General features: G+C 38.3%; 22 protein-coding genes and 2 riboswitches. Of the genes, 17 read left to right on the top strand and 5 right to left on the bottom strand.

What is annotated here, in order from left to right:
- The first annotated feature begins 2 nt into the window (after window positions 1-2).
- From AB1471_RS01245 to AB1471_RS01225, 5 genes are all read left to right on the top strand, one after another.
- On the top strand, window positions 3-971 hold the full coding sequence (locus AB1471_RS01245; RefSeq protein ID WP_367777702.1) for an ROK family glucokinase: 969 nt from the start codon (window positions 3-5) through the stop codon (window positions 969-971).
- A gap of 438 nt (window positions 972-1,409) precedes the next feature.
- Entirely contained in the window at window positions 1,410-3,323 is a 1,914-nt protein-coding gene (locus AB1471_RS01240; protein ID WP_367777701.1) for an LTA synthase family protein, read from the top strand.
- Window positions 3,324-3,411: 88 nt separating this feature from the next.
- Window positions 3,412-4,611 carry a M14 family metallopeptidase gene (locus AB1471_RS01235; RefSeq protein ID WP_367777700.1) on the top strand — a complete coding sequence of 400 codons (1,200 nt, stop codon included), beginning with the start codon at window positions 3,412-3,414 and terminating at the stop codon, window positions 4,609-4,611.
- A 130-nt stretch (window positions 4,612-4,741) separates the two neighbouring features.
- Window positions 4,742-5,857 carry a YqgU-like beta propeller domain-containing protein gene (locus AB1471_RS01230; protein ID WP_367777698.1) on the top strand — a complete coding sequence of 372 codons (1,116 nt, stop codon included), beginning with the start codon at window positions 4,742-4,744 and terminating at the stop codon, window positions 5,855-5,857.
- Window positions 5,858-6,184, top strand: coding sequence for an MTH1187 family thiamine-binding protein (locus tag AB1471_RS01225; RefSeq protein ID WP_367777697.1), 327 nt, complete (start codon window positions 5,858-5,860; stop codon window positions 6,182-6,184).
- A gap of 33 nt (window positions 6,185-6,217) precedes the next feature.
- On the opposite strand, the gene AB1471_RS01220 is transcribed toward AB1471_RS01225, so the two are convergent.
- Complete coding sequence (locus tag AB1471_RS01220; protein WP_367777696.1) at window positions 6,218-6,391, bottom strand: DUF2759 domain-containing protein; 174 nt, start codon at window positions 6,389-6,391, stop codon at window positions 6,218-6,220.
- 197 nt (window positions 6,392-6,588) lie between these two features.
- Between AB1471_RS01220 and AB1471_RS01215 the strand changes: the two genes are divergently transcribed.
- Window positions 6,589-7,224 (top strand): MBL fold metallo-hydrolase, encoded by a 636-nt coding sequence (locus tag AB1471_RS01215; RefSeq protein ID WP_367777695.1) that lies wholly within the window; start codon window positions 6,589-6,591, stop codon window positions 7,222-7,224.
- 85 nt (window positions 7,225-7,309) lie between these two features.
- Here the strand turns inward: AB1471_RS01215 and AB1471_RS01210 are convergent, their stop codons facing one another.
- Window positions 7,310-7,561, bottom strand: coding sequence for a DUF2626 domain-containing protein (locus tag AB1471_RS01210; protein ID WP_367777693.1), 252 nt, complete (start codon window positions 7,559-7,561; stop codon window positions 7,310-7,312).
- 335 nt (window positions 7,562-7,896) lie between these two features.
- On the opposite strand from AB1471_RS01210, the gene comGA reads away from it, so the two are divergent.
- From comGA to AB1471_RS01175, 7 genes are all read left to right on the top strand, one after another.
- A complete protein-coding gene (comGA, locus tag AB1471_RS01205; protein WP_367777692.1) occupies window positions 7,897-8,967 on the top strand; it encodes a competence type IV pilus ATPase ComGA in 1,071 nt (356 codons plus the stop codon).
- Entirely contained in the window at window positions 8,876-9,940 is a 1,065-nt protein-coding gene (gene comGB, locus AB1471_RS01200; RefSeq protein ID WP_367777691.1) for a competence type IV pilus assembly protein ComGB, read from the top strand. The genes comGA and comGB overlap by 92 nt, the downstream gene beginning before the upstream one ends.
- A 10-nt stretch (window positions 9,941-9,950) precedes the next feature.
- A complete protein-coding gene (gene comGC / locus AB1471_RS01195; RefSeq protein WP_367777690.1) occupies window positions 9,951-10,286 on the top strand; it encodes a competence type IV pilus major pilin ComGC in 336 nt (111 codons plus the stop codon).
- Complete coding sequence (comGD, locus tag AB1471_RS01190) at window positions 10,246-10,719, top strand: competence type IV pilus minor pilin ComGD (RefSeq protein WP_367777689.1); 474 nt, start codon at window positions 10,246-10,248, stop codon at window positions 10,717-10,719. Before comGC ends, comGD begins: the two co-directional genes overlap by 41 nt.
- A gap of 233 nt (window positions 10,720-10,952) precedes the next feature.
- Window positions 10,953-11,561: a competence type IV pilus minor pilin ComGF gene (comGF, locus tag AB1471_RS01185; RefSeq protein WP_367777688.1), complete on the top strand. Its 609-nt coding sequence runs from the start codon at window positions 10,953-10,955 to the stop codon at window positions 11,559-11,561.
- The gene (locus AB1471_RS01180; protein WP_367777687.1) at window positions 11,452-11,751 is read left to right on the top strand and encodes a hypothetical protein; all 300 of its coding nucleotides are present in this window, start codon (window positions 11,452-11,454) and stop codon (window positions 11,749-11,751) included. Before comGF ends, AB1471_RS01180 begins: the two co-directional genes overlap by 110 nt.
- Window positions 11,752-11,767: 16 nt before the next feature.
- A complete protein-coding gene (locus AB1471_RS01175) occupies window positions 11,768-12,274 on the top strand; it encodes a shikimate kinase (RefSeq protein WP_367777686.1) in 507 nt (168 codons plus the stop codon).
- Here AB1471_RS01175 and AB1471_RS01170 read toward each other — a convergent pair.
- Both AB1471_RS01170 and AB1471_RS01165 read right to left on the bottom strand, forming a co-directional pair.
- Window positions 12,271-13,032, bottom strand: coding sequence for a YqhG family protein (locus tag AB1471_RS01170; protein ID WP_367777685.1), 762 nt, complete (start codon window positions 13,030-13,032; stop codon window positions 12,271-12,273). The genes AB1471_RS01175 and AB1471_RS01170 overlap by 4 nt on opposite strands.
- On the bottom strand, window positions 13,032-14,666 hold the full coding sequence (locus tag AB1471_RS01165) for a DEAD/DEAH box helicase (RefSeq protein WP_367777684.1): 1,635 nt from the start codon (window positions 14,664-14,666) through the stop codon (window positions 13,032-13,034). The genes AB1471_RS01170 and AB1471_RS01165 overlap by 1 nt, the downstream gene beginning before the upstream one ends.
- 252 nt (window positions 14,667-14,918) lie before the next feature.
- A riboswitch (glycine riboswitch) is annotated at window positions 14,919-15,010 on the top strand.
- Window positions 15,011-15,013: 3 nt separating this feature from the next.
- Window positions 15,014-15,090, top strand: a riboswitch (glycine riboswitch).
- Window positions 15,091-15,184: 94 nt separating this feature from the next.
- Here AB1471_RS01165 and gcvT point away from each other — a divergent pair.
- The 3 genes from gcvT to gcvPB are packed head-to-tail and all read left to right on the top strand — an operon-like array spanning window position 15,185 to window position 19,120.
- Complete coding sequence (gene gcvT, locus AB1471_RS01160; RefSeq protein ID WP_367778104.1) at window positions 15,185-16,282, top strand: glycine cleavage system aminomethyltransferase GcvT; 1,098 nt, start codon at window positions 15,185-15,187, stop codon at window positions 16,280-16,282.
- Between the two features lie 26 nt (window positions 16,283-16,308).
- A complete protein-coding gene (gcvPA, locus tag AB1471_RS01155; protein WP_367777683.1) occupies window positions 16,309-17,652 on the top strand; it encodes an aminomethyl-transferring glycine dehydrogenase subunit GcvPA in 1,344 nt (447 codons plus the stop codon).
- On the top strand, window positions 17,645-19,120 hold the full coding sequence (gene gcvPB, locus AB1471_RS01150; protein WP_367777682.1) for an aminomethyl-transferring glycine dehydrogenase subunit GcvPB: 1,476 nt from the start codon (window positions 17,645-17,647) through the stop codon (window positions 19,118-19,120). The genes gcvPA and gcvPB overlap by 8 nt, the downstream gene beginning before the upstream one ends.
- Before the next feature lie 181 nt (window positions 19,121-19,301).
- Here the strand turns inward: gcvPB and AB1471_RS01145 are convergent, their stop codons facing one another.
- A complete protein-coding gene (locus tag AB1471_RS01145) occupies window positions 19,302-19,682 on the bottom strand; it encodes a rhodanese-like domain-containing protein (protein ID WP_367777681.1) in 381 nt (126 codons plus the stop codon).
- A 155-nt stretch (window positions 19,683-19,837) separates the two neighbouring features.
- Between AB1471_RS01145 and AB1471_RS01140 the strand changes: the two genes are divergently transcribed.
- Window positions 19,838-20,674 carry a lipoate--protein ligase family protein gene (locus AB1471_RS01140; RefSeq protein WP_367777680.1) on the top strand — a complete coding sequence of 279 codons (837 nt, stop codon included), beginning with the start codon at window positions 19,838-19,840 and terminating at the stop codon, window positions 20,672-20,674.
- Window positions 20,675-20,897: the final 223 nt, after the last annotated feature.

Here is a 20,897-nt window from a genome sequence, read left to right as displayed (position 1 = left end):
AGATGAACGAAAACTTGATTATTGGTGTTGATATTGGTGGAACTACCATTAAAATTGCGTTCGTGTTAGATCAAGGTGAAATTGTGGAAAAATGGGAGATTCCGACGAATAAGAGTAATAAAGGGGTCAGTATCATTCCAGATATTGCAGCATCGATTAAATTAAAAATGGTCCAATATTCAATTAAAAAGGAAACTGTGTTAGGTATTGGAGTAGGTGCGCCAGGACCTGTGAATAGGCAAACTGGAATCCTGTACACAGGGGTGAACATTGGTTGGGACGAACCAGTCGCATTACGTGACGAACTACAGCAATTAACAGGGCTTCCAGTGGTCATTGAAAACGATGCCAATGTTGCTGCCATCGGAGAGATGTGGAAGGGTGCAGGCGACGGAGCGCGTGATGTGGTTTGTGTTACACTCGGCACAGGTGTTGGTGGTGGTGTCATCGTAAATGGTGATATTGCACATGGAGTCAAAGGTGCTGCTGGTGAGATTGGTCATATCACGGCTGTTCCTGAAAATGGCTATTATTGTAATTGCGGGAAATATGGTTGTTTAGAAACCGTTGCATCAGCTACTGGAGTCATTCGATTGGCGATGGATGCTTTAAAAGAAAGTAATGCACCTTCTACATTAAGAGAAGTTCTAGCAGTAACAGGACAGCTATCATCAAAAGAGATTTTTGATGCAGCAACTATGGGAGATCTTGTTGCTACTCAAGTGGTTCAAAAGCTATCATTCTATTTAGGTCTTGCGTTAGCCAACCTCGGAGGTGCTTTAAATCCTGAGAAAATTGTCATTGGTGGAGGTGTATCACAATCGGGAGATACATTGTTGAATCCTCTACGAGAAAAGTTTAAGCAGTTTGCTTTTTCAACAGTCGCTGAATCGACAACAATCGAGGTTGCTACTTTAGGAAACGATGCAGGCGTGATCGGCGCTGCCTGGTTAATCAAGGAGAAACATTAAAACAAAAGCGTAAACGGCTCGTTCCGTCAAGGCAATCATAAGGCGCGCTGAAAGATGAATCTTTTTTTCATTAGTCAGTGACCTGAACTATAGAGGGGCTTGCAGCACGCAGCTGACTAATGATGATAAATTTAAGCTGCCACCCTATACATGGCAGCTTAAAGTTTATCATTCTTTGTTATAGCTATTGGAAATCAATAAAACTCAAAACATGTTACTTTAGTCGTGTTTTTATAAGTTTAAGAAATAAAGAAACTTTTTTTGTTTTGATACGTCTATTATAAGGGATTTGTAAATATGATCTAAAGTTGTGAAAAAGAATCGTTTGCTTTTTAAATTTAAACGGGTTAAGATAGTCACTGAACTTAAGTTGATATCCACAAATTTCTAATAAATAGAGAAATATGCTAACTTTTTAGCTTCAGAGGAGGAAACATTATGAACAAAAAATGGGTGATGCCAAAGCTTTCACTTGTCACGCTTGCCATTGTGTTCTTATGGATAAAGACGGTTGTGTCTTATTTCGCAAGCTTTAGTATCGAAGCTGAAAATATGATGCAAGCAATCATCTTGTTTATTAACCCACTTAGCTTTTTATTGATCATTTTTGGGTTTGCTTTTTTCATTAAGAAAGAGAAAACGAGAAACACATACGTGATTCTAACGAGTTTAATTTTAACGATCATTTTATTTTCTAACATGGTATTCTATCGATTTTTTAATGATTTCATCACCGTGCCTGTGTTATTCCAAACGAGTAATTTTGGGGATCTTGGTGGAAGTGCGATAGGAAATATTAATTGGTGGACAGATCCTTTATATTTTCTAGACATTGTTATCTTAATCGTACTTGCAAAGGTAAAACCATCATTTGTCATATTCAGAGAGACAACTAAAATTAACAGAAGAGCTTATTTTTTAGTAGCGATAGCAACATTCTTTTTTAACTTAGGATTAGCAGAAACAGAGCGTCCGCAGCTTTTAACGAGAACGTTTGACCGTGAAATGCTAGTGAAAAATATTGGTACGTATAACTACCACATTTATGATATTTATTTACAAACTAGACAATCAGCTCAACGTGCACTTGCAGACAGTAACGATCTCGTTGCCGTAAATAACTATATTAAAGCAAAGCAAACAGATCCATCAGATGAAATGCATGGAATTGCCGAAGGGCGTAATGTCATTGTTGTAAAATTAGAGTCAACACAGAACTTTGTTATCAACAATGAAATGAATGGTGAAGAAATTACACCGTTTTTAAATGAGTTAACAAAAGATGAAGATACGGTTTACATGGATAATTTTTATCATCAAACAGAACAAGGGAAAACATCCGATTCAGAGTTTCTTTTAGATAACTCGCTTTATCCACTCGGTCGTGGTGCCGTGTTCTTTACACATAGTGGGAATGAGTACCAGACTCTTACCGAAAACTTTAATGATAATGGCTATTATACGACGGCGCTACACGCAAATAATGGAAGTTTCTGGAATCGTAATACCGTCTATGAAAACTTTGGATATGATCGATTTTATTCACTGCCAGATTACACAGTTGGAGAAGGCGAAGATGTTAACTGGGGAATGAAAGATATTCCATTCCTTCAACAATCAGTTGATCATATGAAAGAAATGGAACAACCATTTTTCTCGAAAGTGATTACTTTAACAAACCATTATCCTTTCACTTTGGATGAGGAGGATAAGTTTATTGGTGAGTATGATTCGAACTCACGTACATTGAACCGGTATTTCCAAACCGTTCGCTATCAAGATGAAGCAATTAAAGAATTTTTTGCATCTTTAAAAGAATCCGGGCTATATGAAAACTCAATTATCATTATGTATGGAGACCACTATGGTATTTCAGAAAACCATAATGTGGCCATGAGTAAATATTTAGAACGTGAGATAACACCGTTTGAATCGGCGCAGCTACAACGCGTTCCTCTGTTCATTCATATTCCAGATTCAGGTGTTGGAGAGGTAAACCATACTCTTGCTGGACAAATTGATTTAAAACCAACGATAGAAAACTTAGTTGGAATTGAGACAGGCAACGCGATTCAGTTCGGGCAAGACATTTTCTCAGAGGATAATGATAATTTTGTTATCCTACGTGATGGTCGATTTATCACTGAGGACATTGTTTATGCAGGTGAAACGTGCTGGGACAAAGAAACAGGCGAAGCGATTGACAGTGAAATATGTCTTCCTTATATGGAACGAGTAAACGAAGAGTTAGCTTATAATGACGAAATTATTTATGGTGACTTATTGCGTTTTTATGATGCTAAAAATGGTCGCCTAAAAGAAGACACGACTGAACCTGTAGACGTAGAATAAACAAAAAAGATCGAGTGCCCAGTGGGTGCTCGATCTTTTTTCATGAAATCTATGATACTGGAATACTGTTTGTTGAGGGGGGGAGACGATGGACATACTCGTGCGTCAAAATGATACCTTTAATCGTTATTCAAAACTTTTTTCAGTACCTTTATTGTTAATCGTTGATTCGAATCCAAATGTAAATCCTAATCAATTAAACATTGGTCAAGTAGTTAAAATTCCAGGATACGTTGCATGGACCTACACTGTACAGCAAGGTGATACTTATTGGACGATTCATCGTAGATTTAATGTACCACTTGATGCGCTACTTTTTATAAACCCACTTATTCAACCTAATCAACTTACAGCTGGTATGATGATTCGAATTCCAAGTCGAGTGGAAAATCAACCAAATTCTCGTGCGATGAATTACTCATATGCGGAGCTAGAAAGGGATATTGAAGAGTTAAAATCAAAATATCCATTTATGACAGTGTCTGAAGTTGGTAGGAGTGTGGAAGGAAGACAGTTAACCATGATTAAGATAGGTACAGGGTCAAATCGAGTACAATGGAATGCATCGTTTCATGCGAATGAATGGATTACTACTCCTATTCTTGTTTCTTTGCTAGATGACCATCTATGGCACCTAACGAATAGTGATTCTAGTGAGCACCAAAGGAGAATGGCAACCTATGAGCAAACGTCACTTTACGTCATCCCTATGGTTAATCCTGATGGGGTAGAACTTGTCATCAATGGACCAAGTGAAGATAATGAGCAAAAAGTAGTAGCAATTAATAATGGATCGCATGATTTTACAGGATGGAAAGCAAATATTGAAGGGGTTGATTTAAATGATCAATTTCCCGCAGGTTGGGAGATTGAAAAAGAGAGTAACAACGTATCTGCTCCTGCACCTCGAGATTATCCCGGCGTAGCACCATTGAATCAACCAGAATCACAGGCAATGGCGGAATTAGCAAGACAAATTCCATTTAACTTAGTGATTGCTCTTCATACACAAGGTGAGGAATTTTATTGGGGATATGAAGGTTTAGAACCACCCATTTCGCAGCGTTATGCGTCTCTTTTTAGCGCCTCGAGTGGATATCGCTCTGTTCGCTACGTTGATAGTCATGCTGGCTATAAAGACTGGTTTATCTACGAATTTCGAAAACCAGGCTTTACGTTTGAATTAGGAAGTGGGGTTAATCCGCTTCATTTAGATCAATTCCCAGAGATTTACGCTGCGATGGCACCAGTTTTTATTCAAAGTGTAGAGTTGTTAGGTAGTGACTAAAAAACAATTTCAAAAAATGTCCAAAAAAGAAACTTTTACCTTTCACAAACGTCAATATAGTATATCCTTATAATAGCGAGAAATAAGATTGGATGAAGTGGATAAAAGTTTATGGAGAGGAGGACGTTGGTTGAAAAAAGTAGGATTTATTGTACTGTATACCTTAATTTGCATGATCTCAGTTGGATATAGCCAGCATTTTGACGAGTCAGAAGCTGCTGTAAGATCGAACAATGAAAACGACAAAAGTCTAGCTAGTTTAAATCCGCTTATTTTGCCATCCTCCTCTTTTCATAGTTACATCGGTTGGCTTAATAATCATGAAATTTTATATGCTGCTCAAATAGACCAACTTGAATATCACATTATTTCCTATAACATCTGTACTGCTCAAACAAAAATCGTCCTATCAGAGCAAGGTTCGTTAACACAAGCTTCTCTAAGTCCAAGTAAACAGTCTTTATTGCTTCATAAGGCTGATTCCACTTTAAACGCAGAAGTATCTGTTTTTAATTTACAAACAAAAGAAAAGGTATGGTCTCATGTGATTGAATCGTATGAGCTTCTGTATGAGTGGAATGAACATGACGAATCTAAGATTTTATTTACTGCTTTTGAGTCAGATTGGACATATAAAGTTTGGTTAGCAGACATCAATAAAAAAGAGTGGGAAGAAATAACAGGAACACCTCCTTTTATTGCATGGTCCTCTTTAGACAAATTTGTGTATCAGCAATGGTCATCTGAAATAAATGTTCCTGAAGCACCTGTTTATGAACATTTTTTTGATATTGATTATAGCAATCAGGTAAAAGAGGCTGTCCTTGCATTTGATTTATTACAACCTTTTTTTATGACAGTTGAATTAGGGAAAGAGGAAAAAGAATTCTCTTATACATTTGATCGAGAGGGTGAGATTATTTCTACATTTACAGCTCCTAGTGTACAAATGTATTCTGATTGGGTCATACCTAAGTATGATTTTATCAAAAGTGAGAATACGTTTATTACGTTTAAGCCGTATAAAGACGGTGAATATAATACTGAAGAGAATCAGTTTGCACTGGTGTCGTGGGATGTAGAAGCGTCAGCAGAGACGGTAATTAAAGACTATGTAAACAATGAACCACTCTCATGCTCACCGGATGGAGCCTATTGTTTGATGGGGTTTCAGTATACATCGATCATTGATATGATAGATGGGGATCTTGAGCGATTTTTAATTTTTGAGGAGGAAATTCAATAGATGGCTATCATTGATGTAACGGTTATACCAATTGGCACTGACACACCTAGTGTAAGTCGCTATGTAGCGGACATTCAGCGTATTTTAGCGAACTGGGCTGAAGAAGGAAAAATAACCTACGAGTTAACTCCTATGAGCACGTTGATCGAAGGTGAGCTCCCGGCGTTGTTAGAAGTTGTTCAAGAAATGCATGAGTCTCCATTTAAGAATGGTATTGAGCGAGTCGCGACGAATATCCGAATAGATGATCGACGAGATCGCAACAATCATTCGATGAAAAATAAACTAGCTTCCGTAAAACAACAGCTAATGAAGCTGGAGCCATAAAAAAGAGTTGACGATAGTCGTCAACTCTTTTTTTTAAAGAACTGGATAACCTTCATATACAATTGTCATGATCGTAAACCATCCAAATACACCTAATGTTGCGAGACCAAACAAAATACCCATAATGTTTTTGCCTTTAAAAGAAGAAAGCGTACCGATCGCAGCTAATATAGTGACTAATGATAAAATAATTGTTAGTCCATTCATCTTTATACACTCCTTTCATTACAGTTGTTCATGTTAAGTATGTTCGAGATTAGTGCTACTTATATACGTACTCTTTTATTAGTTTATATTTTTTTTAGATCATTGTCGAGAACTATTAGTGCCACTTTCGTGAGGATCCGATATTTTTCGGAACAAATATGATATAACTCATGCTACACTAACGTTGAGGTGATGAAATGGAATGGATCCAAATACCACTCGGTCCCCTTCAAACGAATGCATATATTGTTTACAATGATGAACAAAACTGCCTAATCATTGATCCGGGTGAAGAAGAAACTAAATTACGACAATTTATTGAACAAAAGAAGTTAACACCTACAGCAATCATTTTAACACATGCTCATTTTGACCATATTGGTGCAGTCGATCCGATTCGTGATCATTATAAAATCCCTGTGTATGTTCACGAAGAGGAGAAAAAGTGGTTGTCTGACTCTTCAAAGAACGGTTCCTCTTTTTTTCAAGGTATTCAACCAATCACTGCGAGGGATGCGGATTATTTATACGACACACAAGGTGAATGCACGATCGGTGGCTTCTCATTTCAGTTGTTTAACACGCCAGGTCACTCCCCAGGAAGCGTAAGTTTTTACTTTAAACAATCTGGAGTTGTCATTGCTGGAGATACGTTGTTTCAAGGAAGTATTGGTCGAACAGATCTTCCAAGAGGAAATCATGATGTGCTAATCAAGAGTATTCACCAAAAACTATTGACTTTACCTGAGGATACATACGTTCTTCCGGGACACGGCCCAGTGACAACAATCTCACAAGAAATGAATACAAACCCGTTCTTAAATGGATTTTAGTATTAAAAGCGAACGAAAGCGGCTCGTTCAGCCCAATTAGAAACAAATAAAAAGCCCCTCAGTTCATAGCTGAGGGGTTTTAATATTACTGAGAAGCAAGAGGACCTCCGAGTGGCATCATGAAGGTTGTCCAATAAGTAAATCCTGCAAAGAAAACAGTTAAGTATACGAAGAAAACATAAACATACATACGCTCAGATAATTTCAAATACCCTAATAGGATGAAAAATCCTGTCTGGGCAAGGAAAAGCAATGATGTTTTGGGCATGTGTCCTATATAAAAGAAAATCGAAAAAATTCCAGTCCAGAACCCCAAAACTCGATACATCTTATCCATCCAAATCCCTCCTTTATACGAACAATTCCATCGAACCTATTATATAGGATACCACAATAGAAAGTAAATAACTCATCTTTTTTGATTGTGACGATTAGGTGATTTTTTAAAAAAACTGGTGGGACTATATGAAGTAGTTACTAATTATCTAAGAGCCATGATTTTTAAAATGTCCGATTTTAACGAATGAAGATAATTTAGCTGTTGATTTTAACTCTGAAGGCCTGAATGTCTTTCTTTTTTGTTCCAAAAGTTTTTAAAAAAGAAGAAGGAGAATTGAGGAGTGGAGGAGAATACTAAAGGAGAACTGTTATAGAAAGGATGTGAAACGATTTATGTCATTTGGAGCAGAGCGGTATGCAAGCCGTTTACTTGCAGAAGCTCACAAACGAAATTGCTCAGATATTCATTTAATTCCAAGAGGAGAGGAGATGCTCATTCAATTTAGGATTCAAGGAGAGTTAGTTCATTATCGTTCCCTGTCAGCGGTCACCGGTGAAAGGTTAGTCTCACATTATAAATTTAAAGCATCTTTAGACATTGGTGATAAGCGTAAGCCTCAAAGTGGTTCATTTGATACAATCGTTAATGAAGAAGTTATGTCACTCCGTATTTCCACACTTCCAGCAGCCTCATTCAAAGAAAGCCTCGTATTACGACTACTTCCACAATCTTTATCAATTCCAATTGAAAAGCTTTCATTGTTCTCCCGCTCAGCCAAACAACTATTATCTCTTGTTCGTTATTCTCACGGGTTGCTCCTGTTTACAGGGCCGACTGGAAGTGGGAAATCCACAACTTTGTATTCCCTCATTCATTACTGCGCTACTCACCTCAATCGCAACATTATCACTTTAGAAGATCCGATAGAACGGTTACAAGATCATGTTTTACAAGTGCAAATTAATGAGCGAGCGGGCATCACGTATGCGACAGGACTACGCGCTGTTTTGCGCCATGACCCAGACATTATTATTGTAGGCGAGATTCGTGATGCAGAAACAGCAAAAATAGCTGCAAGAGCTGCACTTAGTGGGCACCTAGTTTTATCGACTCTTCATGCGAAAGACGCTGAAGGAGCTATCTATCGCATGCTTGATTTAGGCGTGACAATGGAAGAACTCAAACAAACGCTCATTGGTGTAACAGGGCAAAGGCTCGTCAAAATAAATGAAAAGCAGTCTTCGGCTCGTCGTGCATCAATCTTTGAACTTATTACAGGTCGAGAGTTACAACAAATCTTTTATCAATCCAACCATTTATCGTCACATGTTACTTTAAATCAATTGATGGTAAAGGGGGTTGCACTAGGGTATGTCTCAAATGAAGAGTATCTTCGGTGGATGGAACACGAAGCAAACGATTCATCGCAACGAACAGGGAACATTCCTAAAACGATTGGGTGAGTTGAAAGCGCACGGTTATCCCCTTAAAAATGCGATTGAATTTCTTTTGTTGAACCAAAAAAAACATTTAGAGGGCTTGCATCAAGATGTGATAGAAGATTTTTTAAATGGACAGTCGTTAAGTGACACCTTAAAGAAGCTTGGTTTTCCTTCGTTTGTCTGCCTGCACATTTATTTCGCAGAACGCTACGGCAATGTTGAAGAAACGTTGCTTGAAACATCTACCTTACTCCAGCATAGAAGGCGAGAAATGAAACGCTTAGTTGGACTGCTGTACTATCCCATTTTTTTGTCGCTACTATTTGTTGTCATTGTCATGGTGTTAAACTTCTACCTATTGCCTCGTTTCACCACATTGTACGCAACCATTGGTCAAAATTCCTCCGGATTTGTTAGATGGATTTCATCATTTTTTAACCAACTCCCCTTTATTATGTTTTTTGTTTGGCTTATTTTTATCTTTATTGGACTGTTGATTATCGTATTCATGCGGAACCTTGATCCACATGAGCGGTGGTCCAAATTATCTGCTGTACCAGTCATTGGTTATTATGTACAGCATTATCATAGCTATGTTTTTTCTCGTGAAGCATCCCATCTTTTAAAAGGTGGGATGTCCATTCAAGCAATGCTCCAAACGTTTATGGCGCAACCCTACCGAAAACTGTACCATGACATGGCTGCCTTTATGAGTGGTGAATTAGAGAGAGGACAGACTATGCACCAAACATTATTGCAGCTTCCATATATAACGGACGAATTAAAACGAATTACCCACCATGGAGAAGAAAATGGACGACTTGAGGAAGAGTGGCAATTTTACAGCAACTATTGTCTGGCTTCTTTAGAAGAACGAACAACAAAAATACTGGTGTTTATTCAGCCATGCTTGTTTTTACTACTTGGAGTGGCGATTATCAGTGCATATCTCATCATTTTGCTACCAACATTTCAACTTATGCAAACGATATAGGAGGAATAAAATGAAAAAAACAATAGTAAAAATTATTCAAAATAATCGTGCTTTTACCTTAATAGAAATGGTGATTGTATTACTTGTTATCTCAATACTACTTGTTGTTAGTTTACCGAATATTTCAAAACAAAGTAGTGAAATCAACAGCAAGGGCTGTCAGGCTTTTCAGCAAATGGTTCAGGCTCAGGTTGAGTCTTATCGTATGTCGATGAAATCCGTCCCAGAATCAATGGAGGAGCTGCAAAATTCGGGTTATTTGAGAGAAGATGAATTGACATGTCCAGATGGGAGAGGGCTGGAAATTGATTCAAACGGTAATGTCACAATTGTTGAAATATCTTAATTTGCGTGGATTTACGATGATTGAAGTGATGGTTGTACTGTTGCTGATAACGGTCATTGTGACCGTTTCAGCTCAGTTTATTTATCGTTCGATCATTGTGGAAGAATCCCTTTTGTTTGAACAGCAATTAACTCAAGATTTATACCAAGCGCAATTAACGGCTATTACGTCTGAACGGTATGTAAGTCTACGCTTTTATCCCCTTGAACAGCAATATCACATTTTAACCGGATCGGGTACACAAGAAAGAACGATCGTAAAACGTGAGCTCCCACTTAGTGTTGAATTGCTTGAAACAAGTACGCTATTAACATTTCGATTTCTGCCATCTGGCAGCACGTCAACTTTTGGAGCCATTCGATTTAGAGTGAATGAACAGCCTTATACGGTTCATTTCTATTTAGGGAAGGGACGGTTTTATGTTGAAAAATAGTGATGGTTTCGCTGTTTATGAAGCGGTGTTAGCGTTAACGTGCATTTTATTTTTGTGTCTTTCCATCCTGCCTCTTCTGCTAAATGTGGTTAGTAAAGTAGAAGAATCCAAAGATAGAGCTACCTCGTGGGTAGTATTGTACGAACAAATACAGAGGATTCGTGTTACAGGACAAGCTTCTTACCAACCGATCGAGCGAGAAGGCATTACATTTCACTTAATATGGGAGGAAAATGAAAGGATTTGTGTGGATTATGAGACTCGATCATTTAATAACGTACAAACATGCAGTGAAACGAAATAATAAAGGATTCACCTTAATCGAAGTTATGTTTTGTTTATCCGTGTTGGTAGTGATAGCAAGCTTAATGCCCATCCTGTTTTTAAGTTTGCATGGAGCAAATGAACGTATAGAAGAATCTGTCGCTGCTGAATGGGATTTGTTTTTAATGCAATTTCGCAAAGAGGTCGAAAAGCATGATATTGAAAAAATTGATCAACAAAAACTAACACTGAAAAGCAAAGAGGGAGATACGATCCTGTTTTCTTCTTACGGTTCATTATTACGAAGACAGGTGAACGGTGCGGGTCATGAAGTTTATTTAACTTCTATTCAATCAATCTCCTTTTCTTTACAAGACACTTTGCTACAATTGGAGGTATTATTTCAAAATGGTACAACAAAAAAAGCGCAAATTATTGACGCTGCTGTCATCACAGACAGGAAGCATTATGCTGCCTGTTCTCTTGCTTTTTACAGTTGTACTGGCTATGGTTGCTGTACTCCTAACCGCGAGTATGGATCAAACCAAGCACTACGAAACGATTGGACAGTATTATGAAAAAGGAGTAATGGTTGAATTAGCTGCGATAAAAGTAATGGAGAATCATGAGCCACAAGGTGTAATTCACTTTTCAAACGGACACGTGAAGTTTCAATATCTTGATCAGAAAAGTGTGTTACTTACACCAACTTTGCACGGAGTATCGTATTTTCCCACAACGTTCGTATATAATGACAACGAATTCTAAAAACGGAGGAATTAAGATGAATGAAAATAACCATGTAATATTAATTGGCTATATGGGCGCTGGTAAATCAACAGTAGGATTAGAGCTTGCCAGGAAATTAAATCGTGAATACATCGATTTAGACACAGAAATTGTCTTGTCTGAAAAAAAGCAGATTCCAGCTATTTTTGAGGAGTTGGGTGAGCCTTATTTTAGAGCAGCTGAGGCGCAAGTTCTTAAAGCAGTAAAAGGTGAAAAAGTCATCTCAACAGGCGGTGGTGTTTTGTATTTTCAAGACACGGGACGATGGATGAAAAAGAATGGAACTGTGATTTATCTGAATGCTCCTTTTGAGGAACTGTATGAACGAATTACGGGTGATGGTAATCGACCACTCGTAATGAATAATACAGCAGCTTCTCTTGAACAAGTGTTTAACCAACGCGACATTGTGTACCGAGAAGCAGCTGATCTCATTGTTTCTGTTTCTAAACGTTCTGTTGAAGATACACTTGATGAAATTATAGTCAAGTTAACTACTTAGGGGTGCTGTAAATAAACGATTCCTCCTAAGGGTTGGTCAAATCTAAGCTTTACTTTGTACATTTCAGTATGTGTTTGAAGATCGCGCAAACCTTCGGTATTTTTCATTGTTTCATTCAATGAAATCTTAGTTTCGTATTGATTACGTACACGTAGTAGATCTTCTTCATACTGTTTTTCACCAGATTGTTCAAGTTCCAAGAGCAGTGTTTCGATCGCCCGTTCAAATTGAATGATTGGTGCGACTGTAAAATGGTAATCTGGTAAATTCGATTGCAATGTGCGACTTTCAAAAAGATCATCACCCGTTTGAACTCTCCCAGTGGTCAAGGAAATCGCAGCTTCTTTCCAATAAGAAGCTGCACCAGGAGGGTCCATTGTAAGGACGCCTTGAATGAGGATCCACGGATAAAGAGGAGCATGATTTTGAGAAAAATTCTGAGGTGCTTCATATGCTTTGTACCAGCTGGCTTCGGCATGTGCGGCTTCAACGAGCTGCCGATAAATAGGATTTAACGTAGATGCGATAATTGCGTTACCAGGCATGGGTTCCATGTTTTGCTTAATTAACGTAACGGTCATTGGCTCGCCAACTTGGTTGGTTGCATCCCGATAATGCCAGTAAAATGGACGATTCATAAATTTTCGATCCAATTCCTCTGTTAAATGAAGCAATGATTGGGAGGCTCCTTTTGTAGCATGTACCCCTTTAAGCTCTAAATAGCGATGAACGAGTTCCCACTGAATCGCGTTTTCCATTATGCCTCCCCCTCTACTTGGTTCATATTATAAAAATGTTCAAGCTGGTTTAACTTTAATCTCATCTCTTTTTCAGATCTAGAATGAAGAAATGCATCTTTTAAATAACGGTTCATTTCATTAGTAGTTGTTGATGACAATAAGTCGTCATGTTCACCAATAATGTAACGGAATAGCGAAACTTTTTCTTGAAGGATATGCCATATTCGTTCTTCAATCGTATTCCGATTAAGTAAATAAATAACTTCCACATCTTCTTGTTGACCGATCCGGTGAATACGACCAATTCGTTGTTCAAGCTTCATCGGATTCCATGGTATATCTGCATGAATCATATAGCGACAAAACTGAAGGTTTAACCCCTCTGATCCAGCTTCTGTAGCAATTAATACTTGTGCTTTTTCTCTAAATAAATCCGTCATCCATTGTTTTTTTCCTTTTTTGAAACCACCACGAAACGGCACAGACGTTATCTGATGTTCTTTTAAAAACCAACTTAAGTAAAGCTGTGTTGCACGGTATTGTGTGAACACGATGACTTTTTCGTCTGTTTGTTGAATGAAAGAAAGGATTCTCTGTGCTTTTGCCGAGACTAGCTGATCAGGAGTAACATTGAGATTTACTCCTAGATTACTGCTTAGTTCTTTATTTTCTTCTCGATTAAGTGCTTTTAATAAAGCAATAATCGAGCTACATCCTTGTTTTAAAAGAGTAATGTGAGAAAAGGCATGGAGATTCGCTTCCTTTTGTTCATGATAAAATTTTTCGACAGCTCCATACAATTTTTGTTCGTAGGGTAACTGATCAATCCATTCGACTTGAATGGTTCGTTTAGTCCAAGCGATATCGGTTTCTTTTCTGCGAGTTCTGATCATGAATTCATTTATTTTTTCTTTTAGTTTGTCTTTCTCTTGTTCATCTTTACAGGCATCTCTAAAATCATGTAGTGTCCCCAATAAACCAGGTCGAAGTAACGTAGATAAATGATATAGGTCCTCTGAGCGATTTTGTATTGGAGTAGCGGTTAAAAATAAACAATAGCTTTTAGATAATGAACGAATGAACTGATGATTTAACGTTTTAGGGTTTGTTAATTTATGTGCTTCGTCTACAATGACTAAATCATAGTGACATGCTTCAATTTGCTCTCTTAAAGGTGGTCGCTTTAACAAATCGATGGTTGAGATGGTAATAGGAGCTTGTCGCCATTCTTTTTTACCTTTATGAATGATCGTGCTCAATCCAAAATGATTCGACAGTTCTTGTTGCCATTGACCTGCCAAAGAGGATGGAACAAGAATTAGAGCGTTCGATACATGCCCTCTTACAATATATTCTTTTAAGATTAATCCAGCTTCAATTGTTTTTCCTAGCCCCACTTCATCGGCAAGTAACGCTCGTCCCCCTAAGTCAAACACGACTTTTGATGCTGCATTGAGTTGATGAGGGTAGAGAGTTAAATGTGGAAGTTCTTTTAAACATGAAAGTGTACGGGCGGGATAGAGTCGTTGTTCTTTTTTATCGCTAATGGAATGATGTAAAAGGGTAGAGTCATATGACTGTTTATCTGATTGCAACCATTGAAGAAAATGTGTTGGCCATGCAGAATCTTGAAAACATAATGAGTGTCTCAAAATCATCAAACCTTTCAATTGAAAAATAATCTAAAAAAACACAATTTTTTCATCTTTAAGATGTTGTTTATTTAAATGACTAGTAAATCTGAGAAATCTTTAAATTCAGAATAAAAAACCATTGCCATAAAATTAGAAATAATGATAGGATAAAGATAGATTCAAACAAAAAACAAAATAAATAAGAACACTTCTGTAGAAAAGTAATTTGTTGTTCATAGTATGTCCAATAATCATTACAAATATGAGCGAATGAAAACAAGGGGAGAGATCCATTTATGGACGCCGAAGGAGCAAGCATCATGTGATGTGAATCTCTCAGGCAAAAAGACTCTTGTTGGACGCTACTCTGGAGAGTGTTTCGTTTACGAAGCCACCAAAGAGGAAAGCCATTATGGTAAACTTTCAGGTGAAAAGGACAGGGATCCCTTATTTTTAAAGGGTCATCCCTGTCCTTTTTTGTATGTGTATAGGGCATCTTTGAACAAAAACAAAATGGAAGGGGAAATCATGTGTCTATCTCATTATTGAAAAAAACACCATTATTCGATCTTTATAAACAATCAGGTGGAAAAACGATTGATTTTGGAGGCTGGGATTTACCAGTTCAATTTTCAAGTATTAAAGAAGAGCATGAAGCAGTTCGAACAAAAGCAGGTCTTTTTGATGTATCTCACATGGGTGAGGTCGATGTAAGAGGGAAAGACAGTCTTAGCTACCTTCAGAAAATGATGACAAATGATGTATCAAAATTAAATGATAATGAAGCGCTTTATACAGCTATGTGTTATGAAGACGGTGGTACAGTCGATGATCTTCTTGTGTATCGCTTAAAAGAAGATCACTATCTACTTGTCATTAACGCTTCAAATATTGATAAAGATGTAGCTTGGTTACTTGAGCATGTAAATGAAGATGTACAAGTGAAAAATATTTCTACTGAAATCGCACAACTCGCAATCCAAGGGCCAAATGCAGAACGAATTTTGCAACGCTTAACGGATACAAACTTAGCGGAAATCTCATTTTTTCATTTCCAAAATGAGGTCCACATCAACAACGTATCAGCTCTTGTATCGCGAACTGGTTACACAGGTGAAGATGGATTTGAAATTTATTGCCAAGCAGACCTTGCACCAACAGTATGGACAGATTTGCTCCAAGCAGGTAAGGAAGATGGACTTGTGCCATGTGGATTAGGTGCACGTGACACATTACGATTTGAAGCGAAGCTTGCATTATATGGACAAGAGCTTTCATCTACGATTTCTCCAATTGAAGCGGGAATTGGCTTTGCTGTTCGTCCACAAAAAGAAGCAGCATTTATCGGTCAAGAAGTGCTTAAAGGTCATAAAGAAAATGGTGCACCTCGAAAACTTGTAGGAATCGAAATGATTGATAGAGGCATTCCACGTAATGGGTACCCTGTATTTGTTGGTGAAGAAGAAATTGGGTTTGTGACGACTGGTACGCAATCACCAACCCTTAAGAAAAACATAGGGTTCGTTTTAATTAAAAAAGAACTAGCAACCATTGGACAAGAAGTGTTTGTTGAAATAAGAGGGAAGAAAGTGAAGGCTGAAGTCGTAAAATCACCATTTTATAAAAGAAAATAAAGCCTTGGGCGAAGGGAGATCCACCTATGAACCATCGATATCTACCGATGACCGAACAAGATAAAAAAGATATGTTGCAAGTGATTGGCGTACAATCAGTTGATGAACTATTTTCAGATATTCCAGAAAAGGTACGTTTTCAAGGTGAACTAAACATTAAGCAAGCAAAATCGGAATCTGCTTTAACAAAAGAACTCATGTTAATGGCTGATAAGAACCTAGACACGAAGCAATACGCTTCCTTCTTAGGAGCAGGAGTATATGATCACTACATGCCGACAATCGTTGATCATGTGATCTCACGTTCTGAATTTTACACAGCCTATACCCCGTATCAGCCGGAAATTTCACAAGGTGAGCTTCAAGCGATCTTTGAATTTCAAACGATGCTTTGTGAATTAACGGGTATGGATGTTGCTAATTCATCTATGTATGACGGGGGAACTTCTTTCGCTGAAGCGGCCATGCTATCGGCAGGTCAAACGCGTCGTAAAAAAGTACTCGTGTCAGAAGCAGTTAATCCTGAATCAAGAGCGGTTTTGGAATCCTATGCAACTGGTCAACATATTGAAGTCGTGACTGTTCCTCAGAAAAACGGTGTAACAGATCTTGATTCGCTACAAGAACTTCTTTCAGATGATGTGGCTGCTGTTATGATTCAGTACCCGAACTTTTTCGGTCACATCGAACGCATTGATGAAATTGAAGCATTGACACATAACGTAAAATCGATGTTTGTTGTGTCATCCAATCCACTTTCATTAGGCGCATTAACACCACCGGGTCAATTTGGTGCTGACATCGTTGTAGGAGATGCACAGCCATTCGGTCTTCCGCAAGCTTTTGGTGGTCCGCATTGTGGTTATTTTGCTGTAACGAAAAAACTTATGAGAAAAGTTCCAGGGCGTTTAATTGGTGAAACAACTGATGATGAAGGACAACGCGGGTATGTGTTAACTCTTCAAGCACGTGAACAACATATTCGTCGAGATAAAGCGACATCAAATATTTGTTCAAACCAAGCACTTAATGCTCTTGCTGCATCTGTAGCGATGACAGCGCTTGGGAAAAAAGGTATTCAAGAAATTGCACAACAAAACTTCCAAAAAGCACATTACGCAAAACAACAGTTGAAAGCAGCTGGTATTGAAATTATGGATGAAGGCTTCACATTCAATGAGTTCGTCATTAAGCTTGATCGCCCTGTCTCAGATGTTAATGAAGCACTTTTACAAAAAGGTTTTATTGGCGGTTATGATTTAGGTCGTGACTTTGAAGACCGTGAGCATCAAATGCTTATAGCCGTTACGGAACAACGTACAAAAGAGGAAATTGACATCTTTGTAAAGGAGCTGACTGTATATGCATAAGAAAGATCAGCCACTTATTTTTGAATTATCAAAAGAAGGACGTACTGGCTATAGCTTGACCGAATTAGACGTTCCTGAAGTAGATCTAGCATCTCTTGCTCCTGAAGGGTTTATTCGAACAGAAGCACCTGAACTGCCAGAAGTTGCAGAACTAGACATTATGCGTCACTATACAGCGCTTTCAAAACGTAACCACGGGGTAGATTCTGGATTTTATCCACTCGGATCTTGTACGATGAAATACAATCCAAAAGTGAACGAGGCGGTTGCTCGTTATGCAGGATTTACTCATATTCATCCTCTCCAAGAAGCCTCATCTGTTCAAGGCGCTATGGAATTGATGTATGACCTTCAAGAGCACTTAATCAAAATTACTGGGATGGACGAAGTAACGCTTCAGCCTGCTGCAGGAGCCCATGGAGAATGGACAGGACTTATGATGATCCGTGCATTCCATGAAGCAAACGGTGATTTCAATCGTACGAAAGTGATCGTACCTGACTCTGCTCACGGTACAAACCCAGCATCAGCGACAGTAGCTGGCTTTGAAACGATTACGGTTAAGTCAAACGACGAAGGGCTTGTGGATATTGAAGACCTTAAACGTGTAGTAGGAAATGATACTGCCGCATTGATGCTAACAAATCCAAATACATTAGGCTTATTTGAAGAAAATATTATTGAAATGGCTGCGGTTATTCACGAAGCAGGTGGCAAGCTTTATTACGACGGTGCGAACTTAAATGCTGTACTATCCAAAGCACGACCTGGCGATATGGGCTTTGACGTTGTTCACTTAAACTTGCATAAAACGTTCACAGGTCCTCACGGTGGTGGTGGTCCTGGATCAGGTCCAGTAGGCGTGAAAAAAGATCTTATACCACATCTACCAAAACCGATTCTTGTGAAAAATGGTGACAAGTATGAGTTCGATTATAACCGTCCGCAATCCATCGGACGTGTAAAACCATTTTATGGGAATTTCGGAATCAATGTGCGTGCTTACACATACATCCGTACGATGGGCCCAGATGGGCTTAAAGCAGTTAGTGAGTTCGCCGTATTAAATGCAAACTATATGATGAGAAGACTTGCTCCTCATTTTGATTTACCATTTGATCGTCATTGTAAGCATGAATTTGTCCTAAGTGGCAAGCGTCAAAAGAAACTCGGTGTACGTACGCTTGATATTGCGAAACGTCTGTTAGATTTTGGTTATCACCCACCAACGATCTACTTCCCTCTAAATGTTGAGGAGTGCATGATGATCGAACCGACTGAAACAGAGTCAAAAGAAACACTAGACTCGTTTATTGATGCGATGATTCAAATTGCAAAAGAAGTAGAGGAATCACCAGAAGTTGTTCAAGATGCTCCATATACAACGGTTATTGGTCGTCTTGATGAAACAAAAGCAGCAAGAAAACCCGTGTTGCGTTATACAAAAAAAGAAGCTGTCGAGGTATAAGGAGTTTATAGTACAGCATTGAACCCAATTTTTAAGTGAGCTCTTCCTATACTACAACTACATGTCAGTTACACCACATAAGAGGTCTATACAACTTTGAGTGCTGAAGAAGAACACGCTGCTTCCAGAGTTTTTGGCAGCAAAAAAGATCCAAAGTGCAATCACTTTGGATCTTTTTAACTTATTTTTTTTTAATCTTTCCAGCCCATTTCTTAAATCCACCTTTAAGTTGATAAAGGTCTTTAATTCCTTTTTTAAAAAGCATTTGTGCAGCTCGTCCGCTTCTCATCCCATTTTGACAATACATATAAACAGGCTTATCAGAACGAATTTCGCCAATGCGCATTTTTAATTGAGAAAGTGGAATGTTACGAGCGCCAAGAACATGACCTGCGTCAAATTCACGTTGCTCTCGAATATCGATCAACTGAGCTTTTCGATAGCCACTTCTGAACTCTTCCTCTGTTAAAGGCTTTAAAATGCGTTTCTGACGGAAATACGTGTACGTTGAGTATAAAATAATAGCAACTACTACAGCTATTAAGAAATAAAGTGATTCCAACGTTTTGCCCCCTTTCTATTTATGAACACTAGGTACTATTATAGGGCTCAAACGATAGAAGTTCAAAGAAAAATATTTTTGAATACGACACTCTTTGAATTTGTATAAGTGTCTGTTAGACTTAAGTCGACTTTTACGAAAAGGATCTGAATGCAATGACTATTGAAACTTGGAGATATATTGATTCAGGAAATTCGTCACCAAGCTATAATATGGCTCTTGATGAAGCATTACTAGATTGGCATAGTGAAGGGAAAATTCCACCAACCATTCGATTTTATGGATGGGATCCAGCAACATTGTCAATCGGTTATTTTCAAAATGTACATAAAGAAATTAATTTGGATGAGGTGAAGAAACACGGGCTTGGCTTCGTCCGTCGACCTACTGGTGGTCGTGGGGTACTACATGAACATGAGTTAACCTACAGTGTTATTGTAAGTGAAAATCACCCCAAAATGCCTCCAACGGTTACAGAAGCCTATCGCGTGATTTCAGAAGGGATATTAAAAGGGTTCCAAACGTTAGGGTTGGACGCATACTTCTCCATTCCGAAAACAGCGGAAGAACGTAATGACCTAAAAAACCCTCGCAGTGCAGTGTGTTTTGATGCATCAAGCTGGTATGAGCTGGTAGTGGAAGGTAGAAAAGTGGCAGGAAGTGCTCAGACAAGACAAAAAGGTGTTATTTTACAGCATGGATCAATTTTACTTGAGATTGATGAAGACAAGCTCTTTAGTCTTTTTCATTACTCGAGTGACCGTGTCAAAGAACGGATGAAGAATGCTTTTAGAAAGAAGGCAGTTGCTATTAACGATATGGTTGATCAACCCGTCAAGATTGACGAAGCTAAAACCGCTTTTTTTCAAGGATTTGAAGAAGGACTATCAATTAAACTTGAACCACACGAGTTAACAACAGAAGAGAGAAGTTACGTAGAGCAAATAATGCATAATCGATACAGTACAGATGAATGGAATTTTAAACGATAATAAAAGGACGAGCCAATTGGCTCGTCTTTTGCGTGAGACGGGCCAGTCGCACGTGTGCATCATTGTTAAAGGTTGGAGAACGTTACAGCTTGTAAACACGACTCCCTAGTCTCCGAAGGTCTATTTTCTCCAAGGTGAAAGTCCTTCCACTAGTGCTGATACAACCAGTGAAAGCTAATCTAGGGCATTATCGTGAGGTAGTGTCTGAAGGAGAAGCGGATCG

This window comes from Jeotgalibacillus marinus (genome assembly GCF_040801915.1).
In the GTDB taxonomy this organism is placed as follows: Bacteria; Bacillota; Bacilli; order Bacillales; family Jeotgalibacillaceae; genus Jeotgalibacillus; species Jeotgalibacillus marinus.
This window is presented reverse-complemented; position numbering and strand designations above follow the sequence as displayed.

What these genes read in the sequence shown, in the direction of transcription:
- AB1471_RS01245 (WP_367777702.1), top strand. Translation starts at nt 3, where the DNA reads ATGAACGAAAACTTGATTATTGGTGTTGATATTGGTGGAACTACCATT.
- AB1471_RS01240 (WP_367777701.1), top strand. Translation starts at nt 1,410, where the DNA reads ATGAACAAAAAATGGGTGATGCCAAAGCTTTCACTTGTCACGCTTGCC.
- AB1471_RS01235 (WP_367777700.1), top strand. Translation starts at nt 3,412, where the DNA reads ATGGACATACTCGTGCGTCAAAATGATACCTTTAATCGTTATTCAAAA.
- AB1471_RS01225 (WP_367777697.1), top strand. Translation starts at nt 5,858, where the DNA reads ATGGCTATCATTGATGTAACGGTTATACCAATTGGCACTGACACACCT.
- AB1471_RS01220 (WP_367777696.1), bottom strand. Translation starts at nt 6,391, where the DNA reads ATGAATGGACTAACAATTATTTTATCATTAGTCACTATATTAGCTGCG.
- AB1471_RS01215 (WP_367777695.1), top strand. Translation starts at nt 6,589, where the DNA reads ATGGAATGGATCCAAATACCACTCGGTCCCCTTCAAACGAATGCATAT.
- AB1471_RS01210 (WP_367777693.1), bottom strand. Translation starts at nt 7,561, where the DNA reads ATGGATAAGATGTATCGAGTTTTGGGGTTCTGGACTGGAATTTTTTCG.
- comGA (WP_367777692.1), top strand. Translation starts at nt 7,897, where the DNA reads ATGTCATTTGGAGCAGAGCGGTATGCAAGCCGTTTACTTGCAGAAGCT.
- comGB (WP_367777691.1), top strand. Translation starts at nt 8,876, where the DNA reads ATGTCTCAAATGAAGAGTATCTTCGGTGGATGGAACACGAAGCAAACG.
- comGC (WP_367777690.1), top strand. Translation starts at nt 9,951, where the DNA reads ATGAAAAAAACAATAGTAAAAATTATTCAAAATAATCGTGCTTTTACC.
- comGF (WP_367777688.1), top strand. Translation starts at nt 10,953, where the DNA reads ATGAAAGGATTTGTGTGGATTATGAGACTCGATCATTTAATAACGTAC.
- AB1471_RS01180 (WP_367777687.1), top strand. Translation starts at nt 11,452, where the DNA reads ATGCTGCCTGTTCTCTTGCTTTTTACAGTTGTACTGGCTATGGTTGCT.
- AB1471_RS01175 (WP_367777686.1), top strand. Translation starts at nt 11,768, where the DNA reads ATGAATGAAAATAACCATGTAATATTAATTGGCTATATGGGCGCTGGT.
- AB1471_RS01170 (WP_367777685.1), bottom strand. Translation starts at nt 13,032, where the DNA reads ATGGAAAACGCGATTCAGTGGGAACTCGTTCATCGCTATTTAGAGCTT.
- gcvPA (WP_367777683.1), top strand. Translation starts at nt 16,309, where the DNA reads ATGAACCATCGATATCTACCGATGACCGAACAAGATAAAAAAGATATG.
- gcvPB (WP_367777682.1), top strand. Translation starts at nt 17,645, where the DNA reads ATGCATAAGAAAGATCAGCCACTTATTTTTGAATTATCAAAAGAAGGA.
- AB1471_RS01140 (WP_367777680.1), top strand. Translation starts at nt 19,838, where the DNA reads ATGACTATTGAAACTTGGAGATATATTGATTCAGGAAATTCGTCACCA.